The 26,668-nt window shown below is 31.7% G+C and carries 23 protein-coding genes and 1 pseudogene; 13 read left to right on the top strand and 11 right to left on the bottom strand.

The window, feature by feature from the left end:
• The 3 genes and pseudogenes from C7447_RS14670 to C7447_RS01185 all read right to left on the bottom strand — a co-directional run.
• A pseudogene (locus C7447_RS14670) lies at nucleotides 1-608 on the bottom strand (hypothetical protein); the annotation flags it as partial.
• 97 nt (nucleotides 609-705) lie between these two features.
• On the bottom strand, nucleotides 706-3,504 hold the full coding sequence (locus C7447_RS01190; RefSeq protein WP_148868354.1) for a TonB-dependent receptor: 2,799 nt from the start codon (nucleotides 3,502-3,504) through the stop codon (nucleotides 706-708).
• Between the two features lie 128 nt (nucleotides 3,505-3,632).
• A complete protein-coding gene (locus C7447_RS01185) occupies nucleotides 3,633-5,951 on the bottom strand; it encodes a TonB-dependent receptor (protein ID WP_148868353.1) in 2,319 nt (772 codons plus the stop codon).
• A 265-nt stretch (nucleotides 5,952-6,216) separates the two neighbouring features.
• Between C7447_RS01185 and C7447_RS01180 the strand changes: the two genes are divergently transcribed.
• The 6 genes from C7447_RS01180 (at nucleotide 6,217) to C7447_RS01155 (ending at nucleotide 14,440) form a co-directional block, all read left to right on the top strand.
• Entirely contained in the window at nucleotides 6,217-9,372 is a 3,156-nt protein-coding gene (locus tag C7447_RS01180; protein WP_148868352.1) for a UvrD-helicase domain-containing protein, read from the top strand.
• A gap of 24 nt (nucleotides 9,373-9,396) precedes the next feature.
• Entirely contained in the window at nucleotides 9,397-10,593 is a 1,197-nt protein-coding gene (gene kbl, locus C7447_RS01175; RefSeq protein WP_148868351.1) for a glycine C-acetyltransferase, read from the top strand.
• A 117-nt stretch (nucleotides 10,594-10,710) separates the two neighbouring features.
• The gene (locus tag C7447_RS01170) at nucleotides 10,711-12,081 is read left to right on the top strand and encodes an OmpA family protein (protein ID WP_148868350.1); all 1,371 of its coding nucleotides are present in this window, start codon (nucleotides 10,711-10,713) and stop codon (nucleotides 12,079-12,081) included.
• A 178-nt stretch (nucleotides 12,082-12,259) separates the two neighbouring features.
• Complete coding sequence (gene atpD / locus C7447_RS01165) at nucleotides 12,260-13,771, top strand: F0F1 ATP synthase subunit beta (RefSeq protein WP_148868349.1); 1,512 nt, start codon at nucleotides 12,260-12,262, stop codon at nucleotides 13,769-13,771.
• Nucleotides 13,772-13,781: 10 nt separating this feature from the next.
• A complete protein-coding gene (locus C7447_RS01160; RefSeq protein WP_148868348.1) occupies nucleotides 13,782-14,063 on the top strand; it encodes a F0F1 ATP synthase subunit epsilon in 282 nt (93 codons plus the stop codon).
• 95 nt (nucleotides 14,064-14,158) lie between these two features.
• Nucleotides 14,159-14,440 carry a Sec-independent protein translocase subunit TatA/TatB gene (locus tag C7447_RS01155; protein WP_148868347.1) on the top strand — a complete coding sequence of 94 codons (282 nt, stop codon included), beginning with the start codon at nucleotides 14,159-14,161 and terminating at the stop codon, nucleotides 14,438-14,440.
• 2 nt (nucleotides 14,441-14,442) lie between these two features.
• Here C7447_RS01155 and C7447_RS01150 read toward each other — a convergent pair whose 3' ends face one another.
• The 4 genes from C7447_RS01150 to C7447_RS01135 form a co-directional block, all read right to left on the bottom strand.
• Nucleotides 14,443-15,084: an O-methyltransferase gene (locus C7447_RS01150; RefSeq protein ID WP_148868346.1), complete on the bottom strand. Its 642-nt coding sequence runs from the start codon at nucleotides 15,082-15,084 to the stop codon at nucleotides 14,443-14,445.
• 109 nt (nucleotides 15,085-15,193) lie between these two features.
• Entirely contained in the window at nucleotides 15,194-15,460 is a 267-nt protein-coding gene (locus tag C7447_RS01145; protein WP_148868345.1) for a hypothetical protein, read from the bottom strand.
• A 3-nt stretch (nucleotides 15,461-15,463) separates the two neighbouring features.
• Complete coding sequence (locus tag C7447_RS01140; protein WP_394343754.1) at nucleotides 15,464-16,039, bottom strand: sigma-70 family RNA polymerase sigma factor; 576 nt, start codon at nucleotides 16,037-16,039, stop codon at nucleotides 15,464-15,466.
• 11 nt (nucleotides 16,040-16,050) lie between these two features.
• Nucleotides 16,051-16,530 carry a nuclear transport factor 2 family protein gene (locus C7447_RS01135; protein ID WP_148868343.1) on the bottom strand — a complete coding sequence of 160 codons (480 nt, stop codon included), beginning with the start codon at nucleotides 16,528-16,530 and terminating at the stop codon, nucleotides 16,051-16,053.
• A gap of 124 nt (nucleotides 16,531-16,654) precedes the next feature.
• On the opposite strand from C7447_RS01135, the gene panB reads away from it, so the two are divergent.
• The 5 genes from panB to C7447_RS01110 are packed head-to-tail and all read left to right on the top strand — an operon-like array spanning nucleotide 16,655 to nucleotide 19,765.
• The gene (gene panB, locus C7447_RS01130) at nucleotides 16,655-17,473 is read left to right on the top strand and encodes a 3-methyl-2-oxobutanoate hydroxymethyltransferase (RefSeq protein WP_148868342.1); all 819 of its coding nucleotides are present in this window, start codon (nucleotides 16,655-16,657) and stop codon (nucleotides 17,471-17,473) included.
• On the top strand, nucleotides 17,474-18,412 hold the full coding sequence (locus C7447_RS01125) for a 2-hydroxyacid dehydrogenase (protein WP_148868341.1): 939 nt from the start codon (nucleotides 17,474-17,476) through the stop codon (nucleotides 18,410-18,412).
• A 24-nt stretch (nucleotides 18,413-18,436) separates the two neighbouring features.
• Nucleotides 18,437-18,895 carry a DUF1801 domain-containing protein gene (locus C7447_RS01120; protein WP_148868340.1) on the top strand — a complete coding sequence of 153 codons (459 nt, stop codon included), beginning with the start codon at nucleotides 18,437-18,439 and terminating at the stop codon, nucleotides 18,893-18,895.
• A gap of 1 nt (nucleotide 18,896) precedes the next feature.
• Nucleotides 18,897-19,286 (top strand): VOC family protein, encoded by a 390-nt coding sequence (locus tag C7447_RS01115; RefSeq protein WP_148868339.1) that lies wholly within the window; start codon nucleotides 18,897-18,899, stop codon nucleotides 19,284-19,286.
• A 47-nt stretch (nucleotides 19,287-19,333) separates the two neighbouring features.
• Entirely contained in the window at nucleotides 19,334-19,765 is a 432-nt protein-coding gene (locus C7447_RS01110; protein WP_148868338.1) for a hypothetical protein, read from the top strand.
• Nucleotides 19,766-19,813: 48 nt separating this feature from the next.
• On the opposite strand, the gene C7447_RS01105 is transcribed toward C7447_RS01110, so the two are convergent.
• The 3 genes from C7447_RS01105 to C7447_RS01095 all read right to left on the bottom strand — a co-directional run bounded on the left by C7447_RS01105 (nucleotide 19,814) and on the right by C7447_RS01095 (nucleotide 23,480).
• A complete protein-coding gene (locus C7447_RS01105; protein ID WP_148868337.1) occupies nucleotides 19,814-21,622 on the bottom strand; it encodes a GNAT family N-acyltransferase in 1,809 nt (602 codons plus the stop codon).
• Nucleotides 21,623-21,671: 49 nt separating this feature from the next.
• Complete coding sequence (locus C7447_RS01100) at nucleotides 21,672-22,925, bottom strand: aspartate kinase (RefSeq protein WP_148868336.1); 1,254 nt, start codon at nucleotides 22,923-22,925, stop codon at nucleotides 21,672-21,674.
• A gap of 75 nt (nucleotides 22,926-23,000) precedes the next feature.
• Nucleotides 23,001-23,480 (bottom strand): GNAT family N-acetyltransferase, encoded by a 480-nt coding sequence (locus C7447_RS01095; RefSeq protein ID WP_148868335.1) that lies wholly within the window; start codon nucleotides 23,478-23,480, stop codon nucleotides 23,001-23,003.
• 207 nt (nucleotides 23,481-23,687) lie between these two features.
• Here C7447_RS01095 and fbp point away from each other — a divergent pair, with 207 nt between their 5' ends.
• Both fbp and C7447_RS01085 read left to right on the top strand, forming a co-directional pair.
• Nucleotides 23,688-24,689, top strand: coding sequence for a class 1 fructose-bisphosphatase (gene fbp / locus C7447_RS01090; RefSeq protein WP_148868334.1), 1,002 nt, complete (start codon nucleotides 23,688-23,690; stop codon nucleotides 24,687-24,689).
• A 108-nt stretch (nucleotides 24,690-24,797) separates the two neighbouring features.
• Nucleotides 24,798-25,406, top strand: a complete 609-nt coding sequence (locus tag C7447_RS01085) for a superoxide dismutase (RefSeq protein WP_148868333.1) — start codon at nucleotides 24,798-24,800, stop codon at nucleotides 25,404-25,406.
• Between the two features lie 94 nt (nucleotides 25,407-25,500).
• On the opposite strand, the gene C7447_RS01080 is transcribed toward C7447_RS01085, so the two are convergent.
• A complete protein-coding gene (locus tag C7447_RS01080) occupies nucleotides 25,501-26,655 on the bottom strand; it encodes a cystathionine gamma-synthase (RefSeq protein ID WP_262712197.1) in 1,155 nt (384 codons plus the stop codon).
• Nucleotides 26,656-26,668: the final 13 nt, after the last annotated feature.

Raw genomic sequence — 26,668 nt, 5'->3', positions numbered from 1 at the left:
CCGAATAAAGATAGCCCGTTAAATTCTTTAGAACTGTTAAAAGTAGCACCAGTATACTCAATTCTTAAGTAACGAATAGAACCCGAATTGTCGTTTGCATTCGTACCACCGTAGGTTAAATCAGCAACTTCAGATGTAGCTGTTGATCCAACATTTGTTGGGGCTTTACCACATACAACTAAGCCACCCCAATCTGCAGCAGCTGGAGTATCTGCACCAGAAGTCATTACAACTGGATTATCACTATTACCATCAACAAATATTTTACCACCCTGAGCAACAGCAATATAAGAAGCTGTACCACCTGTAGCTTCAATTCTTGTACCAGCAGGAATTCTTAAAACACCACCATCTCTTACAACATATGCGCCTTTAAGTTCATATATTAATGTTGCGTTTAGTGTTATATCACTTGTTACATCACCTTCAAGAGCTGTTGATTCTTGACAAGGTTGACAAGAAGACCCTCCGCAGTCTACACCTGTTTCATTTCCATTTTGAATCCCATCTGAACAACTTGCTGTTTGAATGGGATCGTCATCTCCACAAGATGTAATGAAAGCAAAACTTGCAACCATCATCATTAGTGTTAAAATTTGTTTTTTCATTTTTTTAGTTTTTATAATTTAAGTGTACACCAAAATAACTGTATCTATGTTAAGTTAGTATTTGTTTAAAATTAATGTTGAGTTAGTATAATGTTAATTAAAAGTTATATGATAGAGATAATTTAAGATCAACACCTGCCTTGTATGAGGAAACTATTACATTTTGTAATTCTTGTTTTCTCTCAATTGTAGGGTTTAATAAATTTTTTGCAGACAAACCTAAACCTAAGTTTTTATTTAGTTTAGTTTTCAATATAAAATCTAATGTTCCAACACTTGAGTCTATTAAATTACCTTTGCCTTCAGTTCCAAGAGCAAAAATTCTATCTGAAAAGTAATTGAAAGCTAAAGTACCTTGAATATTTTTATCATTCCTAAAATTTTTCATATAGCTAACATCTGCATTTAATAATAAGTCTGAAGCTCCTGATAATCTACTTTCATTTTCTGTGAAATCAACACTCAAAGGAAAACCAGCAGCATCAGTTTCTTGTATTACTTTATTTCCATCTAAGTCTTGGTTTGAATACATGTAAGAAATATTTAATCCAGCATCTAAATTACTACCGAATGAATCATCTTTTTCTTTTTCAAAAATATTTTTTCTCATTTCAAATTCAACACCAAAAGCAGTTGCTTTTTCACCTGAGTTTACCCAACTTACATCATTCGAAGCTGAATTGATAGTAACATCATTTATAGGATCTTGAATGTATTTACCAAAAACACCTAATGAAATAATTTCATTTCGAGTAGGAAAATAATCCCATTTTAAATCAAAATTATAATCTGTAGATAAGTAAAGAGCTGGGTTACCAATAAAGCTTTGTGTTACTTCTTCAAATTGAAACTGAGCTCTTTCTTTATACTGAGGCAAAGTATATGTTTTACTAACAGCAAGTTTTAAATTTTGATCCTCATTAAGAATATATTTCATAGTTAGCATAGGTAATATTTCAAACTCATCTAAATCACTATTGCCAGAAGATAATGAAGTGTTGAATGATAAAGTTTGTGTTATTTTTTCTCCTCTTACTCCAAGAATAGCAGTAAATTTAGATGAAAACTTATGTTCAAAAGAAATAAAAGCAGCATTTATATCTTGTTTACCTCCAAATGTTTGAGGAAATAAAACATTAACGCCAGTAGTTCCTAATCCTCCTCTGAACGTTCTAATACTAAAAAGACCAGCATTGAAGTTTTCTTGGTTAAAATAACTATCTAAATCATAAACATCATCTATAATTGGTTGAACAGTAGAGCCTGATCTGTTTATTCTAAAGTTAAATTGAGTAGATTTGAAATCTACTGTTTTAAAACGGCCACTATAACCCATTTTTATTTTTGACATGTATTCTTCATCTTCATTAGGATTGAATTTGAATGTTGTAGAGATATTTGTAGCAAGTTCTTCTTCTTCTAGTTCTTGGTAAAATCTATGATTGTCAGAATCGTTATTTGTTAATTGAAAAGATTTTGGGCCATCAGGTTGATTCCAATCATCTGGAGTTACAATAACTTGTCTTCTGTTAGGGGTATCATTGTCAACAAAATTATATGATCCTCCCCAATTAACTTCAAATTGCTTACCAAATTTATGATCTCCTAATAATTGATGAATAAAAAGTTTTGTTCTATCAAAAGTAGCTCTTTGTACGAAGGCACCACCATTAGGAGCGTAATCAAATGCGTCAACAGTACCATTGTATTCATCTTGTTTCTGACTTGAAGTGTTGATGAAAAGACCGTTGTATTTGAAAGTATGCTGTTTGTGTTTTAATTGTAGGTTACCCATTGTGGTAGTGTTAGTATTATAAGCATAACTATTAAAATTATAATCTCTTCTCGCTACTCCAGATACATTAACACTACCTCTTGAAACCCCTTCTTTATACTTGAAATTATTATCAAAAGAGCCAACAGCAAAAATATTCAATCTAGTGTCTTTACCCAGTTGAAATGAGTCCCCACCTTTTAAAGACATACTATTATAGAAGGGAGGATTTGATTCTTCTCTATCCCAACTTGTGACAAAATTATAATTGTTTAAAGGGAAAGCAGGGTAGTTTGTGTTATAAAAACCAGATGTATTTGGTCCATCATTTAGATAGAAATTATCAACAGAAATTGCTTCTGTATTACCTCCTAAACCTAAGCCAATTTCAATGAAACCTTTGCCTTTATAATTTTTTGATGAGATATCAATATTAGCACCAGAAAAATCACCATAGTTTTGTACGTCATATGTTTTATCAATTCCAATAAATTCCACAATATCAGTAGAGAAAATACCTAGGTCTATATTTTTTTTAGAAGGATCATTTGAAGGTAGAGGTAATCCATTCAAAGTTGTCACATTATATCTATCTCCTAATCCTCTAACAAAGACACTTCCTGTTCCTTCTTGTTTAGAAATACCAGTAGTTTTAGTAACCGCTGTAGCTACATCACTAACCCCTTTTCTAGATAATTCTTGTGCTCCAATACTTGTTTTAATAGAAACAGCTTTCTTTTGTTCTAATAATAAAGCACTTTCTTTTTCTTTATTTACACTAGCATTTATTTGTACTTCATCTAAAGCAACACCTTGACTAGCTCCTACTTCTTGATTTAATGTTAAAGTTTGTCCAGCAATTATTGTGATAGTTTTTTCTATAGTTTCGTAACCCACAAAACTAAATACTATGGTATGATTACCTGCTGGTACAGAAATAGTATATTTACCATCCATATCAGTTGTTCCGCCTATTGAAGTTCCTTTTATAAAAACATTGGCAAAAGGTAATGGTTCACCACTCATTTCTTTATCTGTTACTGTACCAGTAACGATTCCTTTATTTTGTGAGAAGGCAAATTGACAAATGCTTAACAAAGCAATTAATAAGATTTTTTTCATTTTTAATTATCTATTATCAACTGCAAAAGTCCGCCTACTTTGTAAACATAACGTTACTTGTAAATTATGGTTCTATTATTAGAACGTTTCTTTAATGTTAAGAAAAAATTTATACTTTTATTAAGTATTTAATTATCAGAAAACTTTAATTCTACAAAGAAAGTTCTTGGAGAGGCAGGACCATAGATAAAGTTACTATCTCTTTCTTTACCAAGATCAAAATTAGATTGGTAGTTGTCAAATAAATTTTTTATACCTCCAGATAACTCTAAGTTGGTTTTCAATTTGGTTAAAGTAATATTGTAACTTGATTTTATTCCCACTTCTGTAAAAGAAGGAGAAGTAAAGTATTCATCTGAAGATATATTGTTTTGTGACTCTAAATGTAAAACGTCCATATTGCCAGTGTAAATAATATTGATTGCGGTTTTAAACTTTTGATTTGGTTCATAAGTTAGCGTTGCATACCCATAGTTATTAGGCGTTCTTAAGAATTCTCTTTTTGTGGGTAAATTATCGGAATTAATTACAGCGGAATTATTTTTACTTGATTGTACTGTAAGTCCTGCATCTATTTGAAAAAAGCCATCATAATTTAAGCGAGTTTCTAATGCAATTCCTTTTACAATTGCGCCATCTCCGTTTCTTTTTTCAAACAATTCGCCAAATTCATCAGTACCAATATTTTCTAGAATAAAAGCATCATCTAATTTTGTGTAGAAGCTTTCTATGGTAAAACCGTAAATATAATGTTCTGTAGGTTTGTCATAATTAAATGATAAGTTGTAACTATTAGACTTTTCTTTTCGTAAATCACTTGCAAGCTGAACTCGAGAAATACCGCCACCAGCGAAAGCAATGTGCAAATCCGTATCGAAAGCTTGTGGAGCTCTAAAGCCTGTTCCCCAAGTTGCGCGAATTTGTGTTTTTTTAAACGGTTTATATAATAGAGATATTCGCGGACTAAAAACATTATTTATTGCACTTTTATTATTTGCTTTGTTGTTCAACGAGTGATTGTCAAATCGAATTCCAGCTAATAGGTTCCATTTATCGTTAATTTCCCAGTCACATTGAAAGAATAGTCCAATATTTTGAGTGAGTTGGTCAACTTTGTATTTATAAGCTTCAATGATATCAAAAACATTATCTTCTACAAATTCTCCACCAAGAGTTATAATGTTATCTTCACCTAAGAAGTTTTCTAATGTATGATTGAGTTGAAGTCCGCCCTGAAAAGTTGTAGTTTCTGAAGTTCCGTAAGGAGGGTTTTCAATATGGTTTTGTATATCGTTTACTTCATTAGGAAAAATCCCTGTATAATGTTCTCGATCGGTGTATTGTGTCGAAATATAGGTTATCAATGAACTTTTATTTTTGTTAAAGTTAATTTGATAGTCTATATTTCCCATATAAACATCATGTATTCTTTCCTCAGATTGTAAAGCTAAATGAGAAGCTTTGTTTACCATTTCCCCTCCGTAACGATATTCATTTAATTTATTGAAGTTTATTTCTAGTTTTTGATTCTCTGTAGGAAGAAAAAACAAATTTGTACCGAAAGAAGTGTTTTTTAGTTCGGGTAATTCTGAAAAATTATCTCCATTCGCATCATATGTACTTCTATTTCTATTATTTACAAAAAAAGATGCGCCAGTATTCTTATCTTCATTAATAACAGTTGCATTTCCAGCAAAAATATGATCTGATATTCCTTTTGTGTTTTGATAGGTATACCCAAAACTGTATGTGTTTCGTTTAGGAACCTTTGTAATAACATTAACCGTTCCTCCAATTGCGCTAGAACCGTATAGTGCAGATCCTCCACCACGAACAACTTCTATTCTGTCAATCATATTTGCGGGAATTTGCTCTAATCCGTATAAACCAGTTAACGGGCTAAATATAGGACGGCCATTAATTAAAATTTGAGAATAACCTCCCGTTAATCCGTTCATGCGTAATTGTGTGTAATTACATGTTTGACAATCAGTTTCTACACGTAAACCTGTTTGAAATTTTAACCCTTCTGATAGATTACAAGCTTGCACATTGGCTAGTGTTTCACTATTAATTACATTTACAATTATGGGGCTATTGGTTCTTCGTTTATCAGTTCTGGTTCCTGTAATTGTTATTTGATCGAGGATTTGTGCATGTTCTTTTAGTGCAAAATTTATTGTTTTTTCTTTAGATGATTCTATACTCACACTTTTCCTTTCAGATAAATATCCAGCGAAAGAGGCAATGATAACTAGTTTTTTTTTTGAAGTTTTAAGTTCGTAAAAACCATTTTCGTTAGAAGTTGTTCCGATTTGTGTACCCCTAATAATAATGTTAGCAAATGGTAAAATTTCTCCACTACTAGAGGTTACCTTTCCTTTAATGGTTTGACTACTTAGTGTTATTGAAATGAGTATAACTATGAATAGAATTACTTTTTTCATTAGTATATAATTTTGAACAAATATAAATTAATTTTTAGATTTATCTAAAAATATTATTTTATAAATATAAATATTATGTGTGTTTTATTGAAAAGAGAGTTGTATTCAGGTAATTTGAAGAGTAGTATCGGTTAAGTAGAGGGTAAAAAAATAAACCTTTTAGGTAGCAATTAAGATAAAATTCAATTAGGTTTTATTATTTTTTGTCTAGTTCTTCTGTTTGTTTCCTGACTCAAAAAAACTTATTTTGCATTAAAATTATCACGTGCAAAACCCAACGAATTTTCAAGTTTATAATGCTTCCGCTGGTAGCGGAAAAACATTTACACTCGTAAAAGAATATTTGAAGATTATATTACAATCGGAAGATATTTTTCGTTTTCAAAAAATACTAGCGATTACTTTTACAAATAAAGCGGCAAATGAAATGAAAGAGCGTGTAATGAAAAACCTACATGCTTTTTCCGAAGGAAAAGAAACAGACATGTCTTCAAAAATCTTGGAAGAAACTTCTTTGGACAGTACTACAATTCAAGAACGAAGTAAGAAAATTTTAGATGCGATTTTACAAAATTACTCAGCATTTTCAATTACAACAATAGATAGTTTTACGCATAAAATTATTAAAAATTTTGCACATGATTTAGGGTTAACACTCAATTTTGAAGTAGAAATGGATGCTGTTTCCTTACTAAGTGAAGCGGTTGACGTGTTGATTTCTAAAATTGGCACAAACGAAGAGTTGACAAAGCTATTAATTGACTTCTCTTTATCTAAGATTGATGATGATAAGTCGTGGGATATTTCTCGTGAGTTGAATGACTTTTCAAGAATTTTATTAAATGAAGATGATGTAAAACATTTTAGAAGTTTAAGCGAAAAAACTATTGAAGATTTTTTTCAGTTAAAAGAAAAGTTAATAAAGGCGAATACTCAAATTGAAATGTCTTTTAAAGAAGTAGGAAAAAAGGCATTGGATTTAATAAAGAACAACCATTTGCAAATATCTGATTTTGCGTATGCAGGAGAATGTCCAAATCATTTTAAAAAATTACTCAATTTCAAAAACTTGAAGGTTGATGATTTAAAATTTGAAGGTAGAATTGATAAGAATTTTAGTGAGGACAAAAATTTGTATTCAGCAAAAGCAAGTGCAGCATCAAAATCAACCATAGATGATTTGTATGATGAGTTTAAAAACTTGTATTTACAATCTAAAACATTGTTTGAAAATTCACATCCTTTGTATGTAATTAATAATCTAGCGTTAAAAAGTATTATTCCACTAGCGGTTTTAAACAATATAAATTCTGAGTTAAATAATTTAAAAGAGGAAAATAACATTCGTTTAAATGCGGAATTTAATCAGTTGATTTCAGATAATATAAAAGATCAACCAGCTCCGTTTATTTATGAGCGTATTGGTCAAAAATTTATGCATTATTTTATTGATGAAATGCAAGATACGTCTGTATTACAATGGCAAAATTTAATTCCGTTGATAGATAATGCATTGGCGCAAGAGAATAGTAATTTGTTAATTGTAGGAGATGGAAAACAGGCAATTTATCGTTGGCGAGGAGGAAAGGCAGAACAGTTTATTAATTTAGGTTCTGAAGAAGAGAATGCAGAAAATCCGTTTTATATTTCAAAAGAAATAAAAGAGCTAGCAACTAATTATCGTAGTTATTCTGAAGTTATTAATTTTAATAATAATTTTTTTCAGCACACGGCTAATTTTTTACAAAACGATAGTTATAAAAAACTGTTTTTAGAAGGAAACAAGCAATTAGAAAACGCTAAAAAAGGAGGGTTTGTATCTCTTTCCTTTTTAGAAAAGGAAGGAGATAAAGAAGATGAAAAATTTAAGTATCAAAATAAAGTTCTCGAAAAAATAACAGCGCTAAAAAAAGAATTTTCACTTAGTGAAATTTGTGTGTTAGTTCGTAAAAAGAAAGACGGAATTGCTGTAGCAAATTATCTTTCAGAAAAAGGAATTGATATTGTTTCGTCAGAAACTTTATTACTGAAAAATAGTTCGAAAGTAAACTTTATCACGGATATTTTACAAATAATTCAACATCCGAATGATGAAGAAACACGTTTTAATGTTCTTTACTTTTTGCATCATCATTTAAAGGTTCAATTGGATAAACATTCATTTTTAAATAAACTTGTTAAAAATTCATTGCCTGACATTTTTAATCATTTAAAAGAATATAATGTTTCATTTAGTTTGGAAATGTTTCATCAATTACCGTTTTATGAGAAAATAGAAGAAATTATTCGAGGTTTTCAATTAATAAACTCTTCAGATGCGTATGTGCAATTTTTTTTAGATGTGGTTTTAGATCAACAACGAAAAGGAACGAGTATTCAAGAGTTTTTAGATTTTTGGAACGACAAAAAGAAATCATTAAGTATTGTCGCTCCCGAAAGTTCGGATGCGGTCAATGTAATGACCATTCATAAGTCGAAAGGGTTGGAGTTTCCAGTAGTAATTTTTCCCTACGATTTAGATATTTATCAGCAAATACAACCTAAAGTTTGGTTTGATGAATTACCCGAAAATTTCGAAGGGTTTAATGAACTTTTAATCGATTACGGTAAAAGTTTAAGTTATATAAATGATAAAGGGTTGCAAATTTATGAGCAACAACGAGAAGAGTTAGAGTTAGATAATTTCAATTTACTGTATGTAGCGCTTACACGTGCAGTAGAACAATTATATATAATTACAGAAAAGAGAATTTCTAGAGCAGGAGAAAACACCAATTACTATTCGGGTATTTTTATCAATTATTTAAAGGAAATGAAGCTTTGGACTGATGAACAATTAGAGTATTCCTTTGGGGGTTCAGAACGTGTCAGTAAAAACGAACCTAGAGAATCATTGGTTAATATTCAGCAAGAGTTTATTTCTACGCCTTGGCAACAGCATAATATAGCAATGTTGGCAAGCTCGTCTAAGTTGTGGGATACCGAACAAGGAAAAGCAATTGATTTTGGTAATTTGATTCACGAAATGATGGCAAAAATCATCAAAAGAAAAGATGTTGATAAAGTGGTGAGTCTTTCCGGGCAACAAGGCGAGATTCCGAAGGGTAAATTATCAGAAATAAAAGGAATGATTAATATGATAGTGAATCATGATCAATTACAATATTATTTTTCTGATGAGGTTTCCGTTTTTAATGAGCGTGAAATTGTCTCGATCGATAATCAGATTATTATTCCTGATAGATTGGTTTTTGAAAACGAAAGCGTAACAATTATAGATTATAAAACTGGTAAACCAGATAAAAAATATCATCAACAAGTATTGAAATATGCAAATATTTTAAAATTGATGAATTTTAAAGTTGATAAAAAATTGTTGGTTTATATAAATGATGAAATTTTAGTTGAAGAAATTGGTTAATTTTACGCCACAAACAAACTATATATGTACGGTAAAATAAAAGAACATTTACAAAAAGAAATTCAGGATATAAAAGATGCTGGATTATATAAGTCAGAAAGAATTATTACTTCGTCTCAAGATGCTGTAATCAAAATATCAACAGGAGAAGAAGTTATAAACTTTTGTGCGAATAATTATTTAGGATTGTCAAACAATCCGGAAGTAATTCAAGCAGCAAAAGATACAATGGATACCCATGGCTTCGGAATGTCGTCGGTTCGTTTTATTTGCGGAACACAAGATATTCATAAAGAACTCGAAGCTAAAATTGCTGAATTCTACCAAACAGAAGATACCATATTATATGCAGCAGCTTTTGATGCGAATGGAGGTGTTTTTGAGCCATTATTAACAGCAGAAGATGCTATTATTTCAGATAGTTTAAATCATGCTTCTATTATAGATGGGGTTCGTTTATGTAAGGCAGCTCGTTATAGATATAATAATAATGATATGGCTTCTTTAGAAGAACAACTAATTGAGGCAAATAAAAAAGAGCATCGTTTTAAAATTATTGTTACTGATGGTGTTTTCTCTATGGATGGTATTGTTGCTAAATTAGATGAGATTTGTGATTTAGCAGATAAATATGATGCATTGGTGATGGTTGATGAATGTCATGCAGCAGGTTTTATAGGCAAAACAGGACGTGGAACTTTAGAGTTGAAAAATGTAATGGGACGTGTTGATATTGTAACCGGAACTTTAGGAAAGGCGCTAGGAGGAGCAATGGGAGGTTATACAACGGGTAAAAAAGAAATTATTGAGGTTTTACGTCAGCGTTCTAGACCATACTTATTTTCAAACTCATTAGCACCAGCAATTGTAGGGGCTTCTTTAAAAGTATTTGATTTATTATCTAAGGATACGTCTCTTAGAGATAAGTTAGAATGGAATACAAATTATTTCCGTACAGAAATGGAAAAAGCAGGTTTCGATTTAGTAGGGGCAGATGCAGCAATTGTACCAGTTATGCTTTATGACGCAAAACTTTCACAAGTAATGGCAGATAAACTTTTGGAAGAAGGAATCTATGTAATCGGGTTTTTCTTTCCTGTTGTCCCAAAAGAAAAAGCTAGAATTCGTGTGCAATTATCTGCAGCTCATGAAAAAGAACATTTAGACAAGGCAATTAAGGCATTTATTAAAGTAGGAAGGCAATTAAATGTAATAGCGTAAAAGAAGTCTAAAAACTTGTTTTTTTCATAAGTTTTTGTAGATTTGTTTTTGTAAATAAGTTTTAACAACTTACATTTGCGATGTATATAAAAGAACTTTTAATTTAAATTTTTGATAATGAAACAATTAAAATTAGCTATGTTAGCTATGTTTGCGTTCCTAACTGTAAGTAACGTTAGCGCACAAGATGAAAACAATCCATGGGTTGTAGGATTTGGTATCAATACGATTGATGTTAGAATCCCAACAGAATTTGGAGACTATGTAAAAGATTACATTGGTACTGGAGAATGGGCAGATAATACATTGCCTTCAATCTCAAGAATCACAGCTGAGAAATATTTAGATGCTGGATTTACTTTACAATTAGCAGGGTCTTTAAATAAGATTAAGACTTTTAGAACCGAAGATGATTCAGATTTATTATACTGGGCTATTGATGCTAACGTAAAGTATGATTTAAATAACTTAGTTGGAGATACTTCTTGGTTTGACCCTTATGTATATGTAGGTGGTGGTTACACTGATATGGATACTTACGGAGGTGAAGGTATGTTAAATGCAGGTGTTGGTTTTAATACTTGGTTTAATGATAACTTAGGTTTAAATTTCCAAACTGGAGGTAAAAAGGAATTTGCTGGTAAAGTACAAGATCACTTCCAACACTCTTTAGGTTTAGTTTTCCGTTTTGGAGGAAAAGATACAGATGGAGATGGTGTTTATGACAAAGATGACGCTTGTCCAGAAGTTGCTGGTTTAAAAGACTTCAACGGTTGTCCTGATGCTGATGGAGATAACATTAAAGATTCTGATGATGCTTGTCCTAACGTAGCTGGTTTAGCTGCTTTAAACGGTTGTCCTGATACAGATGGAGATGGTATTGCGGATAAAGATGATGCTTGTCCTACTGAAGCTGGAACTAAAGCTATGAACGGTTGTCCTGACTCAGATGAGGATGGTATCGCAGATGCTCAAGATAAGTGTCCTACTGAAGCTGGTCCAGCTGATAATGGAGGATGTCCTTGGGGAGATAAAGATAAAGATGGTGTTTTAGATAACGTTGATAAGTGCCCAGACGTAGCTGGTGTTGCTGCTAACAACGGATGTCCAGAAGTTAAGCCAGTTATTACTGAAGAAGCTACTGCTAAATTAAATGAGTTCGCAAGAGCTATTTATTTTAATTCAGGTAAAACTACTTTTAGACCAGGTGTTACTGGTAAGTTAGATTTAATTGTTGGTATTATGTCAGAATATTCTAAAGCTAACTTCAACATTGAAGGTCATACAGATAGCCAAGGTTCTAACACTTTAAACCAAAAATTATCTGATAGAAGAGCTAGAGCAGTATTAGATTACCTAGTTAAAAAAGGAATCCCTTCTTCTAGATTATCTTCTGTAGGTTATGGTGAGGATTATCCAATCGCATCTAACGCAACTAGAGATGGTAGAGCTCAAAACAGACGTGTTGAGATCAAATTAAGAAAGTAATCTTAATTAAATAAATAATAGAAAGCCTCGCATTTGCGAGGCTTTTTTTATACTATATTTTATTGGTTAAAAATACACGTAAACGTTTTTTATTTTGTTATAAAAAAATTACCTTTGCACTCTGAAAAAGTGACATAAATATCACTCAATAAATAAAATAACTTAATTACATAAAGTAATGTCTACAATAACAGGTAAAGTTTCTCAAATTATTGGTCCGGTTATCGATGTTGAGTTCAACACAGAAAATGCTGAATTACCAAAGATTTACGATTCATTAGAAATTAAGAAAACTGATGGCTCTACATTAGTTTTAGAGGTTCAACAACACATTGGAGAAAACACAGTGCGTACCATATCTATGGATGCTACTGATGGATTACAAAGAGGGCAAGAGGTAATTGCTACAGGTAACCCAATTCAAATGCCAATAGGTAATGATATCTATGGTCGTTTGTTTAATGTAACAGGAGAGGCTATTGATGGATTAGGAGACTTACCAAAAACTGGTGATGCTGGTTTGCCAATTCACCGTCAAGCACCTAAATTTGAGGAGTTATCAACTTCTACAGAAGTTTTATTTACTGGTATTAAGGTAATTGATTTAATTGAGCCTTACGCAAAAGGAGGTAAAATTGGATTATTCGGAGGAGCTGGAGTAGGAAAAACAGTATTAATTCAGGAGTTAATTAACAACATTGCAAAAGGACACGGAGGATTATCTGTATTTGCAGGTGTTGGAGAAAGAACTCGAGAAGGAAATGACTTATTAAGAGAGATGTTAGAGTCTGGAATTATCAAATATGGTGATGATTTTATGCACTCTATGGAAGAAGGTGGATGGGACTTATCTAAAGTTGATAAACCTGGAATGAGAGATTCTAAAGCAACTTTCGTATTTGGTCAAATGAATGAGCCACCTGGAGCACGTGCACGTGTTGCATTATCTGGTTTAACAATTGCTGAGTACTTCCGTGATGGAGCAGGAGAAGCACAAGGAAAAGACGTTCTTTTCTTCGTGGATAATATCTTCCGTTTTACACAAGCAGGTTCTGAGGTTTCTGCTTTATTAGGGCGTATGCCATCTGCAGTAGGTTACCAACCAACATTAGCAACAGAGATGGGTGCAATGCAAGAGCGTATTACTTCTACTAAGAAAGGATCTATTACATCTGTACAAGCGGTATATGTACCTGCAGATGATTTAACAGATCCCGCACCTGCAACAACATTTGCTCACTTAGATGCAACAACAGTATTATCTCGTAAAATTGCTGAGTTAGGTATTTATCCTGCAGTAGATCCTTTAGATTCTACTTCAAGAATTTTATCTGCGGATATTTTAGGTGATGAACATTATAATACAGCTACAGCTGTAAAAGAATTATTACAACGTTATAAAGAATTACAAGATATTATTGCAATCTTAGGTATGGAAGAATTATCTGAGGAGGATAAATTAGTAGTTCACAGAGCACGTCGTGTACAACGTTTCTTATCTCAACCATTCCACGTTGCTGAACAATTTACAGGTATTCCTGGAGTTTTAGTAGATATTAAAGATACCATCAAAGGATTTAACATGATCATGGATGGTGAGTTAGATAAATATCCTGAAGCAGCATTTAACTTAAGAGGGTCAATTCAAGATGCAATTGATGCTGGTGAGAAAATGTTAGCTGAAGCATAAAAATATAATTATGTTTTTAGAAATAGTAACACCAGAAGCGGTTTTGTTTTCATCAGAAGTAACTTCTGTTGCTGTACCAGGAATTAATGGTGAATTCCAAATGTTGAGTAATCACGCACCAGTTGTTTCATTGTTAAACGCTGGAATAATCAAGATTGAAGCTTCAAAAGTTTCTATAGATGAAAAATTTGAAGATAGATTTACTAAAACAGTAGATGGTAGATTAGGTTTTAGCATTAAATCTGGAACTTTAGAAATGAAAGATAATAAAGCAATTATCTTAGCAGATTAATTGTTTTAAATCAAGATAAAAAAAGCCAAACTATTTAGTTTGGCTTTTTCTTTTTATAACAATAAATAATTTTGAATTTACGTATCTTTGTATTCATGAATGTACCTTTTTTATTTATTGGAGGACCAGAAATTTTTGTAATCATTTTGATTGTGGTTATGTTATTTGGTGCAGATAAGATTCCTGAAATTGCGCGTGGTCTTGGAAAAGGAATGCGTCAAATTAAAGATGCAACGAATGATATTAAAAAAGAAATCAATGATACTGCAAAAAAGCAAGGCATAGATTCTGATCTTGTTTCTAATATTAATAAACAAGTTAATGAGGTAAAAGACAATATAGATGACTTAACAGGTCCTATAAAAAGAAAGTCATAAGTTTATTTTACTCTACTAATTGTTAATCCATCTCTAATAGGTAGTAATACTGTTTCTACTCGGTTATCTGTGTTTAAAAGCGTATTGTACTCTAGTAACATTTTTGTATCAATATCTTTAGGGTCTAATGGCTCAACTACTTTACCACTCCACAATACATTGTCAGATAAAATTACTCCACCCTTATTCATTTTATTTATAATTAGATGAAAGTAATTTACATAATTTGATTTATCAGCATCGATAAAAACTAAATCGAATTTTTCATCAATACCAGAAATTATTTCCAAAGCATTTCCAACATGCTGCTTAATTTGATTTCTGTATGCCGATTTTTGAAAATAAGCGTATTGTAGCTCTTCTAGCTCCTCGTTTTTATCAATTGTGTGTAATACGCCTTTTTTTTGTAAACCTTCCGCTAAACATAGTGCAGAATACCCTGTGTACGTACCAATTTCAAGAATTTTTTTTGGCTGAATTAGTTTAGAAATCATAGATAACACACGTCCCTGAAAAGCACCACTTAACATTCTTGGATTTAATACCTTTTGCCAAGTTTCTCTACTCAATTCTTTTAATAATTGAGGTTCCTCTTGAGAATGATTAACTACGTAATCATTTATATCTTCAGATAAAAAATGCATCTTTTAAAATTTAAAGCAAAAATATAAAAAACGGAGCTCACTTTATAAGTAAACTCCGTCTCAATCTAACAAAAAATCAAAAAAATGGTTTATTTAAAAACCGAAAAAACTATTGTAATGAAGTTTTTTTCATTTCTTCTTTTAATAATTCCTTTTCTTTGTTGTTCAAGCAAAATTTTTGTTTTCTACACTCATTTGCTTTAATCTTATAAACTTTTGTTAATGTATTATTTTGTTTAGAATATAAGGTACAAACCTTACAAACTAATAAATGCCAATTAAGTTTTAATTTCTCTGTAAAATTAGCTTCGTTATACTGTGCCTTATTACAGATTTCATTTGCTTGTTCGCATGTTATACCTAAAAACTTAAACATTTGTTATTTATTAAACCAATTTTGTTCCATACAAGTACGAAGTTGTGTGCGTGCTCTATGAATAATTACCCACAAGTTTGACGGTGTTATATTTAGTTCCTTACAAATCTCTTCTGTTTCGAATTCTAAAATAGTTTTCATTCTAAAAACCATTGCATATTTCTCTGGAAGATTGTTGATGCATTTGTCAATCTGTTCTTTTAACTCCTCATTTTCAATATCACTTTCAGTTTCACTATTCCATGATTGAGGAACACGTTCTTCAATCCAATTACCTTCATTTTCACCGTTATCGTAAAAACTCATCCTAATTTCAGCCTGTCCTTTTTTTGAGTTTATCTTACGATAATGATCTATAATTTTTCTTTTTAATATAGAGATTAACCATGTGCGTTCAGTGGATTTTCCTTCGAAATTTTTAGCTGATTTTAATCCTGCAAAAAAAGTTTCTTGAACCAAATCTTTTGCAAGATCATTATTATTTATACGAACTACTGCATAATTGTATAAGTAATCTGCATAATTATCTACCCATAAATCTGGAGATAAAGTGTGTGGTTGGTTCGTTTCGCTCACGATTTAAATATACGCTATTTTTTTGCTTTTAACGCTTCACAGTTATCTCTTCTTCTCATATCAACTATATAAATAATCTCCCATTTACCATTGTTATTAAATAGTTGAAAAGAGTTTGCTCCACAGTGACTAAAGTTACCATTGTAGTAAAACTCATAAGGAGTCCATACAGAAGCTAGGTTACCATCAATTTTAATATCATAGGATAGTAATTTTTCTAAATAAGTGTCCGTGGATTTTTTTGAAGCAATTGATATAAGTACTTTTTCTTTGGTCTCGGTAATTAATTTTTTTTCACCTCCTTTATCAGTAAAAGTCGTTTGCATTTTTATTGATGGATGCAGAGTAGAACTAACAAGAGTACTATCTCCTTTATGCAGTCCTTCAAAAAAAGTTTCAATAGTGTTTTTTATTGCTTTTTTTTCAGAAGAAGATTGCGCATTAACTACATAATTTAAAGCTAAAATAGCGAGTAGTGTTATAATCCGTTGCATAGTTAATTGACTTGAAAGAGTAAAACTATTGAAAAAAAACAGCAAAAAAATCAAATTAACAGAAGATTAACGTATTTGAGGTATTGGTAAATTGTCTATTTTTACCCAACGAAAAAACAAACAAATGTCAGTAGCAAAAAAACAATATAAAAGAGTTACGGTAAAATCATTAGTAGAAATGAAAGCTAATGGAGAAAAAATATCTATGCTTACTGCTTACGATTATACAATGGCTAAAATTGTTGATGGAGCAGGAATTGATGTTATACTAGTTGGTGATTCTGCCTCAAACGTTATGGCGGGTCATGAAACTACATTGCCAATAACATTAGATCAAATGATTTATCACGCAAGTTCAGTTATAAGAGCTGTTGAACGTTGTTTGGTAGTGGTAGATTTACCTTTCGGTACCTACCAAGGTAACTCGAAAAATGCATTAGATTCTTCAATAAGGATTATGAAAGAATCTGGGGGGCATGCAGTAAAGTTAGAAGGAGGGAGTGAAATTGCGGAATCTATTTCACGTATTTTAACTGCTGGTATTCCTGTAATGGGCCATTTAGGGTTAACACCTCAATCTATTTATAAATTTGGAACCTATACAGTTAGAGCTAAAGAAGAAGAGGAGGCAGAAAAACTAATGAAGGATGCCAAATTATTAGAAGAATTAGGTTGTTTTGCTTTGGTTTTAGAAAAAGTGCCTGCAAAATTAGCTAAAAAAGTAGCAGATAGCATATCTATTCCTGTAATAGGAATTGGAGCAGGAGGCGGTGTTGATGGACAGGTATTAGTAATGCACGATATGTTGGGAATGACGCATGAGTTTCATCCACGTTTTTTACGCAGATATTTAGATTTATATACAGAAATGACAGGAGCTTTTGAACAGTATATTAAAGACGTAAAATCAAAAGACTTTCCGAACGAAAAAGAACAGTATTAAATGAAAATTCTTCATTTAGATACAAATCATTCATTATTATTAACTGAGCTTTCTAAGCTCGGTTTTGATAATTATGAAGATTACACTTCTTCTAGAGAAGAAATTGAAGCAAAAATTCATTTATATGACGGAATTATCATCCGCAGTCGTTTTACTATTGATAAAGAATTTTTAGATAAAGCTACCAATTTAAAATTTATTGGTCGTGTTGGTGCTGGATTAGAAAATATCGACTGTGAATATGCTGAAAGTAAAGGAGTGTATCTAATTTCTGCTCCGGAAGGAAATCGAAATGCAGTTGGAGAACATTCGTTAGCAATGTTACTTTCCTTATTTAACAAACTAAATAAAGCAGACAAAGAAGTTCGTAACGGAAAATGGTTGCGCGAAGACAATCGAGGAATTGAACTAGATGGCAAAACTGTTGGTTTAATTGGTTATGGTAATATGGGGAAAGCATTTGCTAAAAAGCTGCGTGGTTTTGATGTAGAAGTACTTTGTTATGATATAAAATCAAATGTCGGTGATGAAAATTGTCGTCAAGTTTCTTTACAAGAATTACAACAAAAAGCAGATGTACTGAGTTTACACACACCACAAACTTTGTTGACGGTTAATATGATTAATGAAGCTTTTATTAATGCTTTTTCAAAATCTTTTTGGTTGCTAAATACAGCAAGAGGAAAATCTGTGGTTACTAAAGATCTAGTATCAGCGTTAAAAACGGGCAAAATATTAGGGGTAGGGTTAGATGTGTTAGAATACGAGAAAAAATCGTTCGAAAACCTTTTTACAGAATCTGAAACACCAGAAGCTTTTCAATATTTAATTCAATCAGAAAATGTAATTTTAACACCACATGTTGCGGGTTGGACAGTTGAGAGTAAAGAAAAATTAGCACAAACTATTGTAGATAAAATAAAAGCAAAATTTTGCTAACTTGTAGCTTCAGAACTCATAATAATGCAATACGAAGCAACATCGCCGGAAGATTATATAAATCAGTTGTCAGAAGAGAGAAAAGCTCCAATAGAAAAGCTCCGGAAAACAATCAAAGATAATTTACCCAAGGGATTTGAAGAAGGTATAGGTTATGGTATGCTTGCTTATTTTGTACCACATTCTCTTTATCCAGATGGGTATCATTGTACTCCAGAATTACCTTTGCCATTTATAAACATAGCGTCTCAAAAGAATTTTATAGCATTATACCATTCTGGGTTATATGCTAAGCCAGAATTACACGATTGGTTTGTTAACGAATATCCTAAGCATTGTAAGTATAAATTAGACAAGGGAAAAAGTTGTGTTAGATTTAAAAAGTTTGATGATATTCCTTATAGTTTAATAGCAGAATTAACGACTAAAATACCTGTAGAGGAATGGATAACTATTTATGAAACTAATATTAAAAAAAAGTAAGATGAAAAAAGGTAAAGTTACAGGAATAGGTGGTGTTTTTTTTAAAACTGAAGATCCATCTGCGACAAAAGATTGGTATAAAAAGCATCTCGGTTTTAATACAGATGATTGGGGTTGTTCATTTTGGTGGAAAGATGATAACGGTAAAAAAGGAATGACACAGTGGAGTCCGTTCAAGAAAGACACGAAACACTTTGAACCGTCTAAGAAAGATTTTATGTTTAATTATCGGGTAGAAAATTTAGTTGAATTACTAGAGGAATTAAAAAAAGAAGGTGTTACAGTTATTGATAAAATAGAAGAATTTGACTATGGAAAATTTGGGTGGATTCTAGATTTAGATGGAAATAAAATTGAACTATGGGAGCCTGTAGATGAAGCTTTTTTATAATAGTTTTTTTAGTATTTTTGAGAACTATCTAACTTAAAATCAAAAAAATGTCAGAAGAAAACAAAAATCTAGAAGATCACGCTCACGAAGCTGTTGATAGCGCAAAAGAATTTGCTGGAAACGTTACAGATGAGGCTAAAGAAGTTTTCGGAACTGCTTCAGAGAAAGCAGCAGAACTAGCGGGAGAAGCAGGTGAAAAATTAGCAGATTTTGCTGAAGATGCAAAAGAGGCATTTGCAGAAGCAAAAGGAAAAGTAGCTGAAATTTTATCTGGAGATGAAGTGCAGAATATTAAAGCAAAAGCTACTGAGTTTGCAGGAGAAGCAAAAGAAGTGTTAGGAGATGCTTCAGAAAAAGCAGCAGAATTAGCTGGAGAAGCAAGTGAAAAATTAGCAGACTTTGCTGAAGATGCAGCTGAAGAATTAAAAGAAGCAAAAGGAAAAGCTAAAAACTTTTTTCAACGTTTATTCGGAAAATAATCCTTTATAAATTAAAATAAAAAAAGCGACCATTTTTGGTCGCTTTTTTTATTTATTTTCTCCGTTAGAAATTCGGCTTTCTAATTCTGCTTGAAATTCTTCCATAACTGGTTTTACAGTACTTTCGGGAATATCTGCAACTTTAATATACATTAATCCGTCTACAGAATTATTAAATTTAGGATCTACATTAAAAGCGACCAAACGAGCATTTTGTTTTACGTATTTTTTAATTAACACAGGTATTCTTAATGCTCCTGGCTCAATTTCATCTATAATCTTATCAAACTTTTGCATATCGGCTTCCGTAGCATCAAAAACAAAATCTTTGTCTGCATCTTTTAACTTTACTTTAAATTCTTTTTTCGGATGAATATATTGCGCTACATATGGATCGTAATAATGCGATTTCATAAACTCTATCATTAACGATTTTGAAAAATCTGAAAACTGATCACTTATACTTACACCTCCCATTAAATATTTATATTCTGGATAACGAAGTGTGACATGAACAATTCCTTTCCAAAGTAAGAAAAGAGGCATTGGTTTTTGTTGATATTCACTAATAATAAATGCTCTACCTAATTCAATGGTTTGTTCCATCATAGGATATAATTCGGGTTCTATTCTAAATAAGGTGTGAACGTAGAATCCGTTTATACCATATTTCTTGTAAATATCTTTACCGAGCCCCATTCTATATGCACCAGCTAATTTATTATCATCACAATCCCATAAAATTAGATGATAATAAAATTTATCAAACTTATCTAAATCAATAGAATCATTGGTTCCTTCACCAACTTCTCTGAAAGTAACCTCTCTTAAACGACCAATTTCATGTAATAAATTAGGAATGTCTTTTGCATTTGCAAAAAAGACTTCATAATTCTTGCTTTGCAGTAGGCGATTTCCTTCTTCTCTTAATACTTCAATTTCCTTAACAAATAAATCAGTACTTCTTTGAGAGCTAATTTTCTTTGCTTTTTTCTTAATTTTTAAATTTTGTGTTGATAAAATTTTTTGAGGTGTTTTATCAAAAGGGTTTGCTAACATGTAGGTTTTCTTACGTAAAAACTCATAAAAAGCAGGAATTTCTGTATATGTATTTTGGTCAGCAACAGAAATAGGTTTACCAATTCTTACTTTTATTACTCTGTTTTTTTGAGAAATTACTTCAGAAGGTAATTTAGCGGTTCTTAATGTGTCGCTAATTTTTGAAAGGAAATAAAAGAGTTTAGAGTTTTTAGCATGAAAATAAATCGGGATTACAGGGACATTTGCTTTTTTTATTAAACGAACAGCACCCTCTTCCCAAGGTTTATCGACCATTAATTTTCCATCTTTATAAGTAGAAACTTCTCCTGCAGGAAAAATACCTAATGGTTTCCCTTCGCGTAAATGCAATAATGCACTTTTTATACCCGTTACACTCGATTTTGCATCCTTATGGTTTTCAAAAGGATTTACAGGCATTATATAAGGTTTTAATGGCTCAATTCTATGCAACAAGAAATTGGCAATAATCTTATAATCAGTTCTTTTTTCAATAAGTAGCTTAAGTAATAAAACCCCATCAATTCCTCCTAAAGGATGATTAGAAATGGTAATAAAAGGCCCCTCTTTAGGAATGCGTTTCAAATCTTCTTCAGGTATTTCGAATTCAATTTTACATTCTTCTAAAACCCCATTTAAAAAATCTAAATCCGATTTATGTTTGTTTTTATTATAAATATTATTGATAGCAGAAATGCGTAAAACTTTAATCAAAACCCATCCGAGAAAGGTTCCGAAAATCCCAAATTTTTCAACATTAATTGCTTTTGCTACTTCTTTAGATGTAACGATTCCCATTTAGTTAACGTTAGAGATAACTGCAAATATAGGCGAAAAAAACTTTTTGTTAAATGTTTTCTTGTATTACCAATTGTGCTGTTTCTGTATTAATTTGACGAATGATTGTTTTTCCTCTCTTTTTAATGCTTTCAATAGCATTATTATCAAAATGTCGTATGGTATACAAGGTAGTATTTTGATATGATTTAATGGTAAAAAAACCTTTCAAATCATCATATAAGCGTTGAAAATTATCATATTTATCTTCAATACATACAGAAAAACTAATGGCTGAATTTTGGATTAAATTTACTTTCAGTTTATATTCATGTAATTTTTTAAACACTTCACTGATATTGTCTTCAACCATAAAAGAAAAATCTTTTGCAGAAATTGAAACTAAAATCTGATTTTTCTTTACAATAAAGCATGGAACCTCTGGCTCAATTCCGGTTTCATTACTTACCCGAGTCCCACTATTTGACAAATCTTCGAACGAACGAACAAACAACGGAATTCGTTTCTGTTCTAAAGGTTGAATCGTTTTTGGGTGAATTACAGATGCACCGTAAAAAGCCATTTCAATTGCTTCTGTGTATGATATTTTTTGTAATAACTCTGTTTTATCAAAAACCCGAGGATCTGCATTTAAAACTCCTTGTACGTCTTTCCAAATGGTTACATTGTTTGCATTTAAGCAATAAGCAAAAATACCAGCAGTATAATCAGAGCCTTCACGACCCAAAGTTGTGGTTTCGTTACCACATCCACCTAAAAAACCTTGTGTAATATTTAGTGTGGAGGAATCTATTTTTTGTTGAATATTTTTTTGAGTTTTCTCCCAATCTACTTTTGCATCGCGATAATTATTGTCGGTAACAATCAAATCTCTAACGTCTAGCCAATTGTTTTGGATGCCAATTTCAGTTAAGTAGCTGCTCACAATATTAGTTGAAAGTAACTCACCATATCCAACAATTTGATCGTATATATAATTGTAATCTTTAGAGGTATTTCGAGCCATAAACCCACTCAATTCTCCAAAAATAAAAGTAACTCTATTATAAATATCATGGTTATTGTTAAAAAGATTATCCATCATTTGCTGATGAAAATCTTGTACAAAAAAAAGAGCTTTGCTTAATTCATCTTTTTTATAACAATACGCATGCACAATATTTTCAAATGCATTGGTCATTTTCCCCATGGCAGAAATTACCACTAATTTATTATCAGTTCCTTCATGTTGTAAAACGTTTGCAACATTTTTAACCGAATTAGCATCTTTTACGGATGCTCCTCCAAACTTAAATATTTTCATTTTTTTATTTTCGTTCTTGCAAACAGAGTGAAGCAATGGCTATTTTGAGATTTCCACACTTTGCTTGGAATGACATTATTTTTCAATAAAATTTTTTAAATTTTGTTCATCCATATGTACAACGCGCCAATCTTCTAAAACTTTTGCACCTGTACTTTCATAAAAATTGATAGCATTCTTGTTCCAATCCAATACATCCCAAGCTACGCGTTTACAATTTGTATCGTATGCATGTTTTAAAACAGAAGTATATAAAGCTTTACCAGCACCTATACCTCTTTTAGATTGTGTAACCATTAAATCTTCTAGATGAATAATTTTACCTTTCCAGGTTGAGTAACGCTCATAAAAAAGCGCCATACCAATAATAGTTCCGTTAGATTCTTCTGCTACGAAAGTTTTAAACTTAGGATTCGATGAAAAACCGTCGTGAATTATATCGTCAACCGTAAGTTCAACTTCGTTAGGAAGTTTTTCAAAAACTGCCAGTTCAATAATTAAATCTAAAATGGCTTGTGCATCTTTTTTTTCTCCTTTTCTAAGAATATAACTCATCATTTAAAATTTTAAGCAAAGATACTTTTTATAACAATTTGTTAAAGTAAATAAGAAATTACAACATATCATTTTGTTTTGTTGAATTTTTAATATGGATAGCATTAAGGTGTGTTTTAATTGGTGTAAAAATTAATCTTCGAAATCGTTGTAGTTACCCTAAAAAGTTGGCATCTTTGTGCACAACACAAAAATTGCATACGTTTTATGGCTAAAAAAAATCAAACTTTAGGAGAGTTTATTATAGAAAATCAATCTGCATTTAAGTACACTTCAGGAGAACTATCGCGTTTAATTAATTCAATTCGTTTGGCTGCAAAAGTGGTAAATCACGAAGTAAATAAAGCAGGTTTAGTAGACATTATTGGAGCTGTAGGAGAAACTAACATTCAAGGAGAAGATCAGCAGAAGTTAGATGTTTATGCCAACGATATTTTTATTGAAACATTAACCAATAGAAATATTGTTTGTGGTATTGCAAGTGAAGAGGAGGATGATTTTATAACCGTAAATAGTCAAGATGAAAATCATCAAAATAAATACGTGGTTTTAATAGATCCTCTAGATGGATCTTCTAATATAGATGTAAATGTTTCTGTAGGAACTATTTTTTCCATTTATAGACGCGTAACACCTGTAGGAACTCCAGTACAAATGGAAGATTTTTTACAAAAAGGAAGTCAGCAGGTAGCTGCAGGATATGTAGTCTATGGCACTTCTACAATGCTAGTTTACACAACAGGTCATGGAGTGAATGGGTTTACATTAAACCCAGCAATAGGAACTTTTTATTTATCGCATCCAGAGATGCAATTCCCTGAAGATGGAAAAATTTACTCTGTAAATGAAGGTAATTACATACATTTCCCGCAGGGAGTAAAAAATTATATTAAATATTGTCAAGAAGAAGATGGAGATAGGCCTTATACGAGTAGATATATCGGTTCTTTAGTATCAGATTTTCATAGAAACATGATAAAAGGAGGAATTTATATGTATCCAAAAAGCTCCAAGAATTTTGACGGTAAACTACGTTTGTTATACGAATGTAATCCTATGGCGTTTTTGGCTGAACAAGCAAACGGAAAAGCAAGTGATGGAGTTCAAAGAATTTTAGATATTGAGCCAAAAGAGTTACACCAACGTGTTCCTTTTTTCTGCGGAAGCAAAAACATGGTAGAAAAGGCGGAAGAGTTTATGCGTAAATAAATTCTGTTGATAAGGCAATAGATTATGAAAAAGTAAACTTCTTGCAAGGACTGTTTTTTTATGGTAAATTCGTATTATAAAAAATAATAACTAAAAAATATACATATTATGGCTTTTAAGTTACCAGAATTAGGTTACGCTTATGATGCGTTAGAACCACATATTGATGCAAGAACTATGGAAATTCACCATACTAAACATCACAATGGATATACAACTAAATTGAATGCAGCGATTGAAGGAACTGATTTAGAAGGGAAATCAATCGAAAGTATTTTAGGAAATATAGATATGAGTAATAGTGCTGTAAGAAATAACGGAGGAGGTTTTTACAATCACTCTTTATTTTGGACAATCATGAACCCAGAAGGGAAAGGACGTTTATCAGGAGAATTAAAAGATGCTATTGAAGCGGCTTATGGTTCTTTTGATACTTTCAAAGATGTTTTTTCTAAAGCAGCAGCCACTCAATTTGGCTCAGGTTGGGCATGGTTATGTGTTCATAAAGGAGGAAAAGTTGAAGTTTGTTCAACTCCAAATCAAGATAATCCGTTAATGCCAGGTGTTACTTGTGGAGGAACCCCAATTTTAGGAATTGATGTTTGGGAGCACGCTTATTATTTACATTATCAAAATCGTCGTCCAGATTATATTGAAGCTTTCTTTAATGTAATTAACTGGAACGAGGTTGAAAGAAGGTATGCTGAAGCTAAGTAATTAGCATTTCATTTTTCTTAAATTAAAAATATAAAGCACCGAATTTCGGTGCTTTTTTAGCCTTATGTCTTTTTTCTAAAAGTGAAACGATCTTTTACTTATTTAACGCTTGTTCTAAATCTGCTAATAAATAGTCAATATCCTCAATACCAACACTTAAGCGAATTAAAGAATCAGTAATTCCAATCTTTAAACGTTCAGACTCCGGAATAGAAGCATGTGTCATCGTTACAGGGTGGTTTACCAAACTTTCTACACCGCCTAAAGATTCTGCTAAGGTGAAAATTTTAGTGTTTTCTAAAAACTTGAAAGTAGCTTCTTTACTTTCATCCTTTAAACGGAAAGAAACCATACCTCCAAAATCATCCATTTGCTTTTTGGCTATTTTATGGTTTGGGTGATTTTCTAATCCAGGATAATACACATCACCAATTTTTGGATGATTTACCAAATATTCTGCTACTGCACGACCATTTTCACAATGACGTTGCATACGAATGTGTAATGTTTTTACTCCACGTAAGGCTAAGAACGAATCCATTGGTCCTGCAATTGCTCCAGCAGCAAATTGGATAAAATGTAAGTCATTCGCTAACTTTTCGTCTTTCACCATTAATGCCCCCATTACTAAATCTGAATGACCACCTAAATATTTGGTTGCGGAATGCATTACGATATCTACTCCTAAATCTAACGGACGTTGTAAGTATGGTGTTGCGAACGTATTATCAACTGCTATTAAAATAGTAGCATCTTTTGCTTTTACAGCTTTGTTTATTTCTTCAATATCCGCAATTTTCATTAACGGATTGGTTGGAGTTTCTATCCAAATTAATTTAGTGTCGGATGTTATAGCATTGGTTACGTTTTCTACGTTGTTCATATCAACGAACTGAAATTTCAATCCGTATTTTTGAAACAAACGAGTAAACATACGATATGTTCCACCATACAAATCGTCTCCAGCAATAACTTCATCACCAAGATTTAATGTTCTTAAAACACAATCTATAGCTGCCAAGCCAGAGGCAAAAGCGAAGCCATGAGTTCCGTTTTCAATGGCAGCAAAAGCATTTTCTAAAGCAGTACGAGTTGGATTTTTGCCTCGAGAATATTCATATCCTTTGTGAATTCCTGGACTTGATTGAGCGTATGTTGAGGTTTGAAATATAGGAGGCATTACAGCACCTGTTGCCTCTTCATATTTTTGTCCTCCATGTATTGTCTTTGTATTAAATTTCACACTAATTATTTTCTTCTTT

The organism is Tenacibaculum adriaticum, assembly GCF_008124875.1.
Classification (GTDB): Bacteria; Bacteroidota; Bacteroidia; order Flavobacteriales; family Flavobacteriaceae; genus Polaribacter; species Polaribacter adriaticus.
Note: the sequence above shows the minus strand (reverse complement) of the source record. Positions and strands in the feature narration are given on the sequence as shown.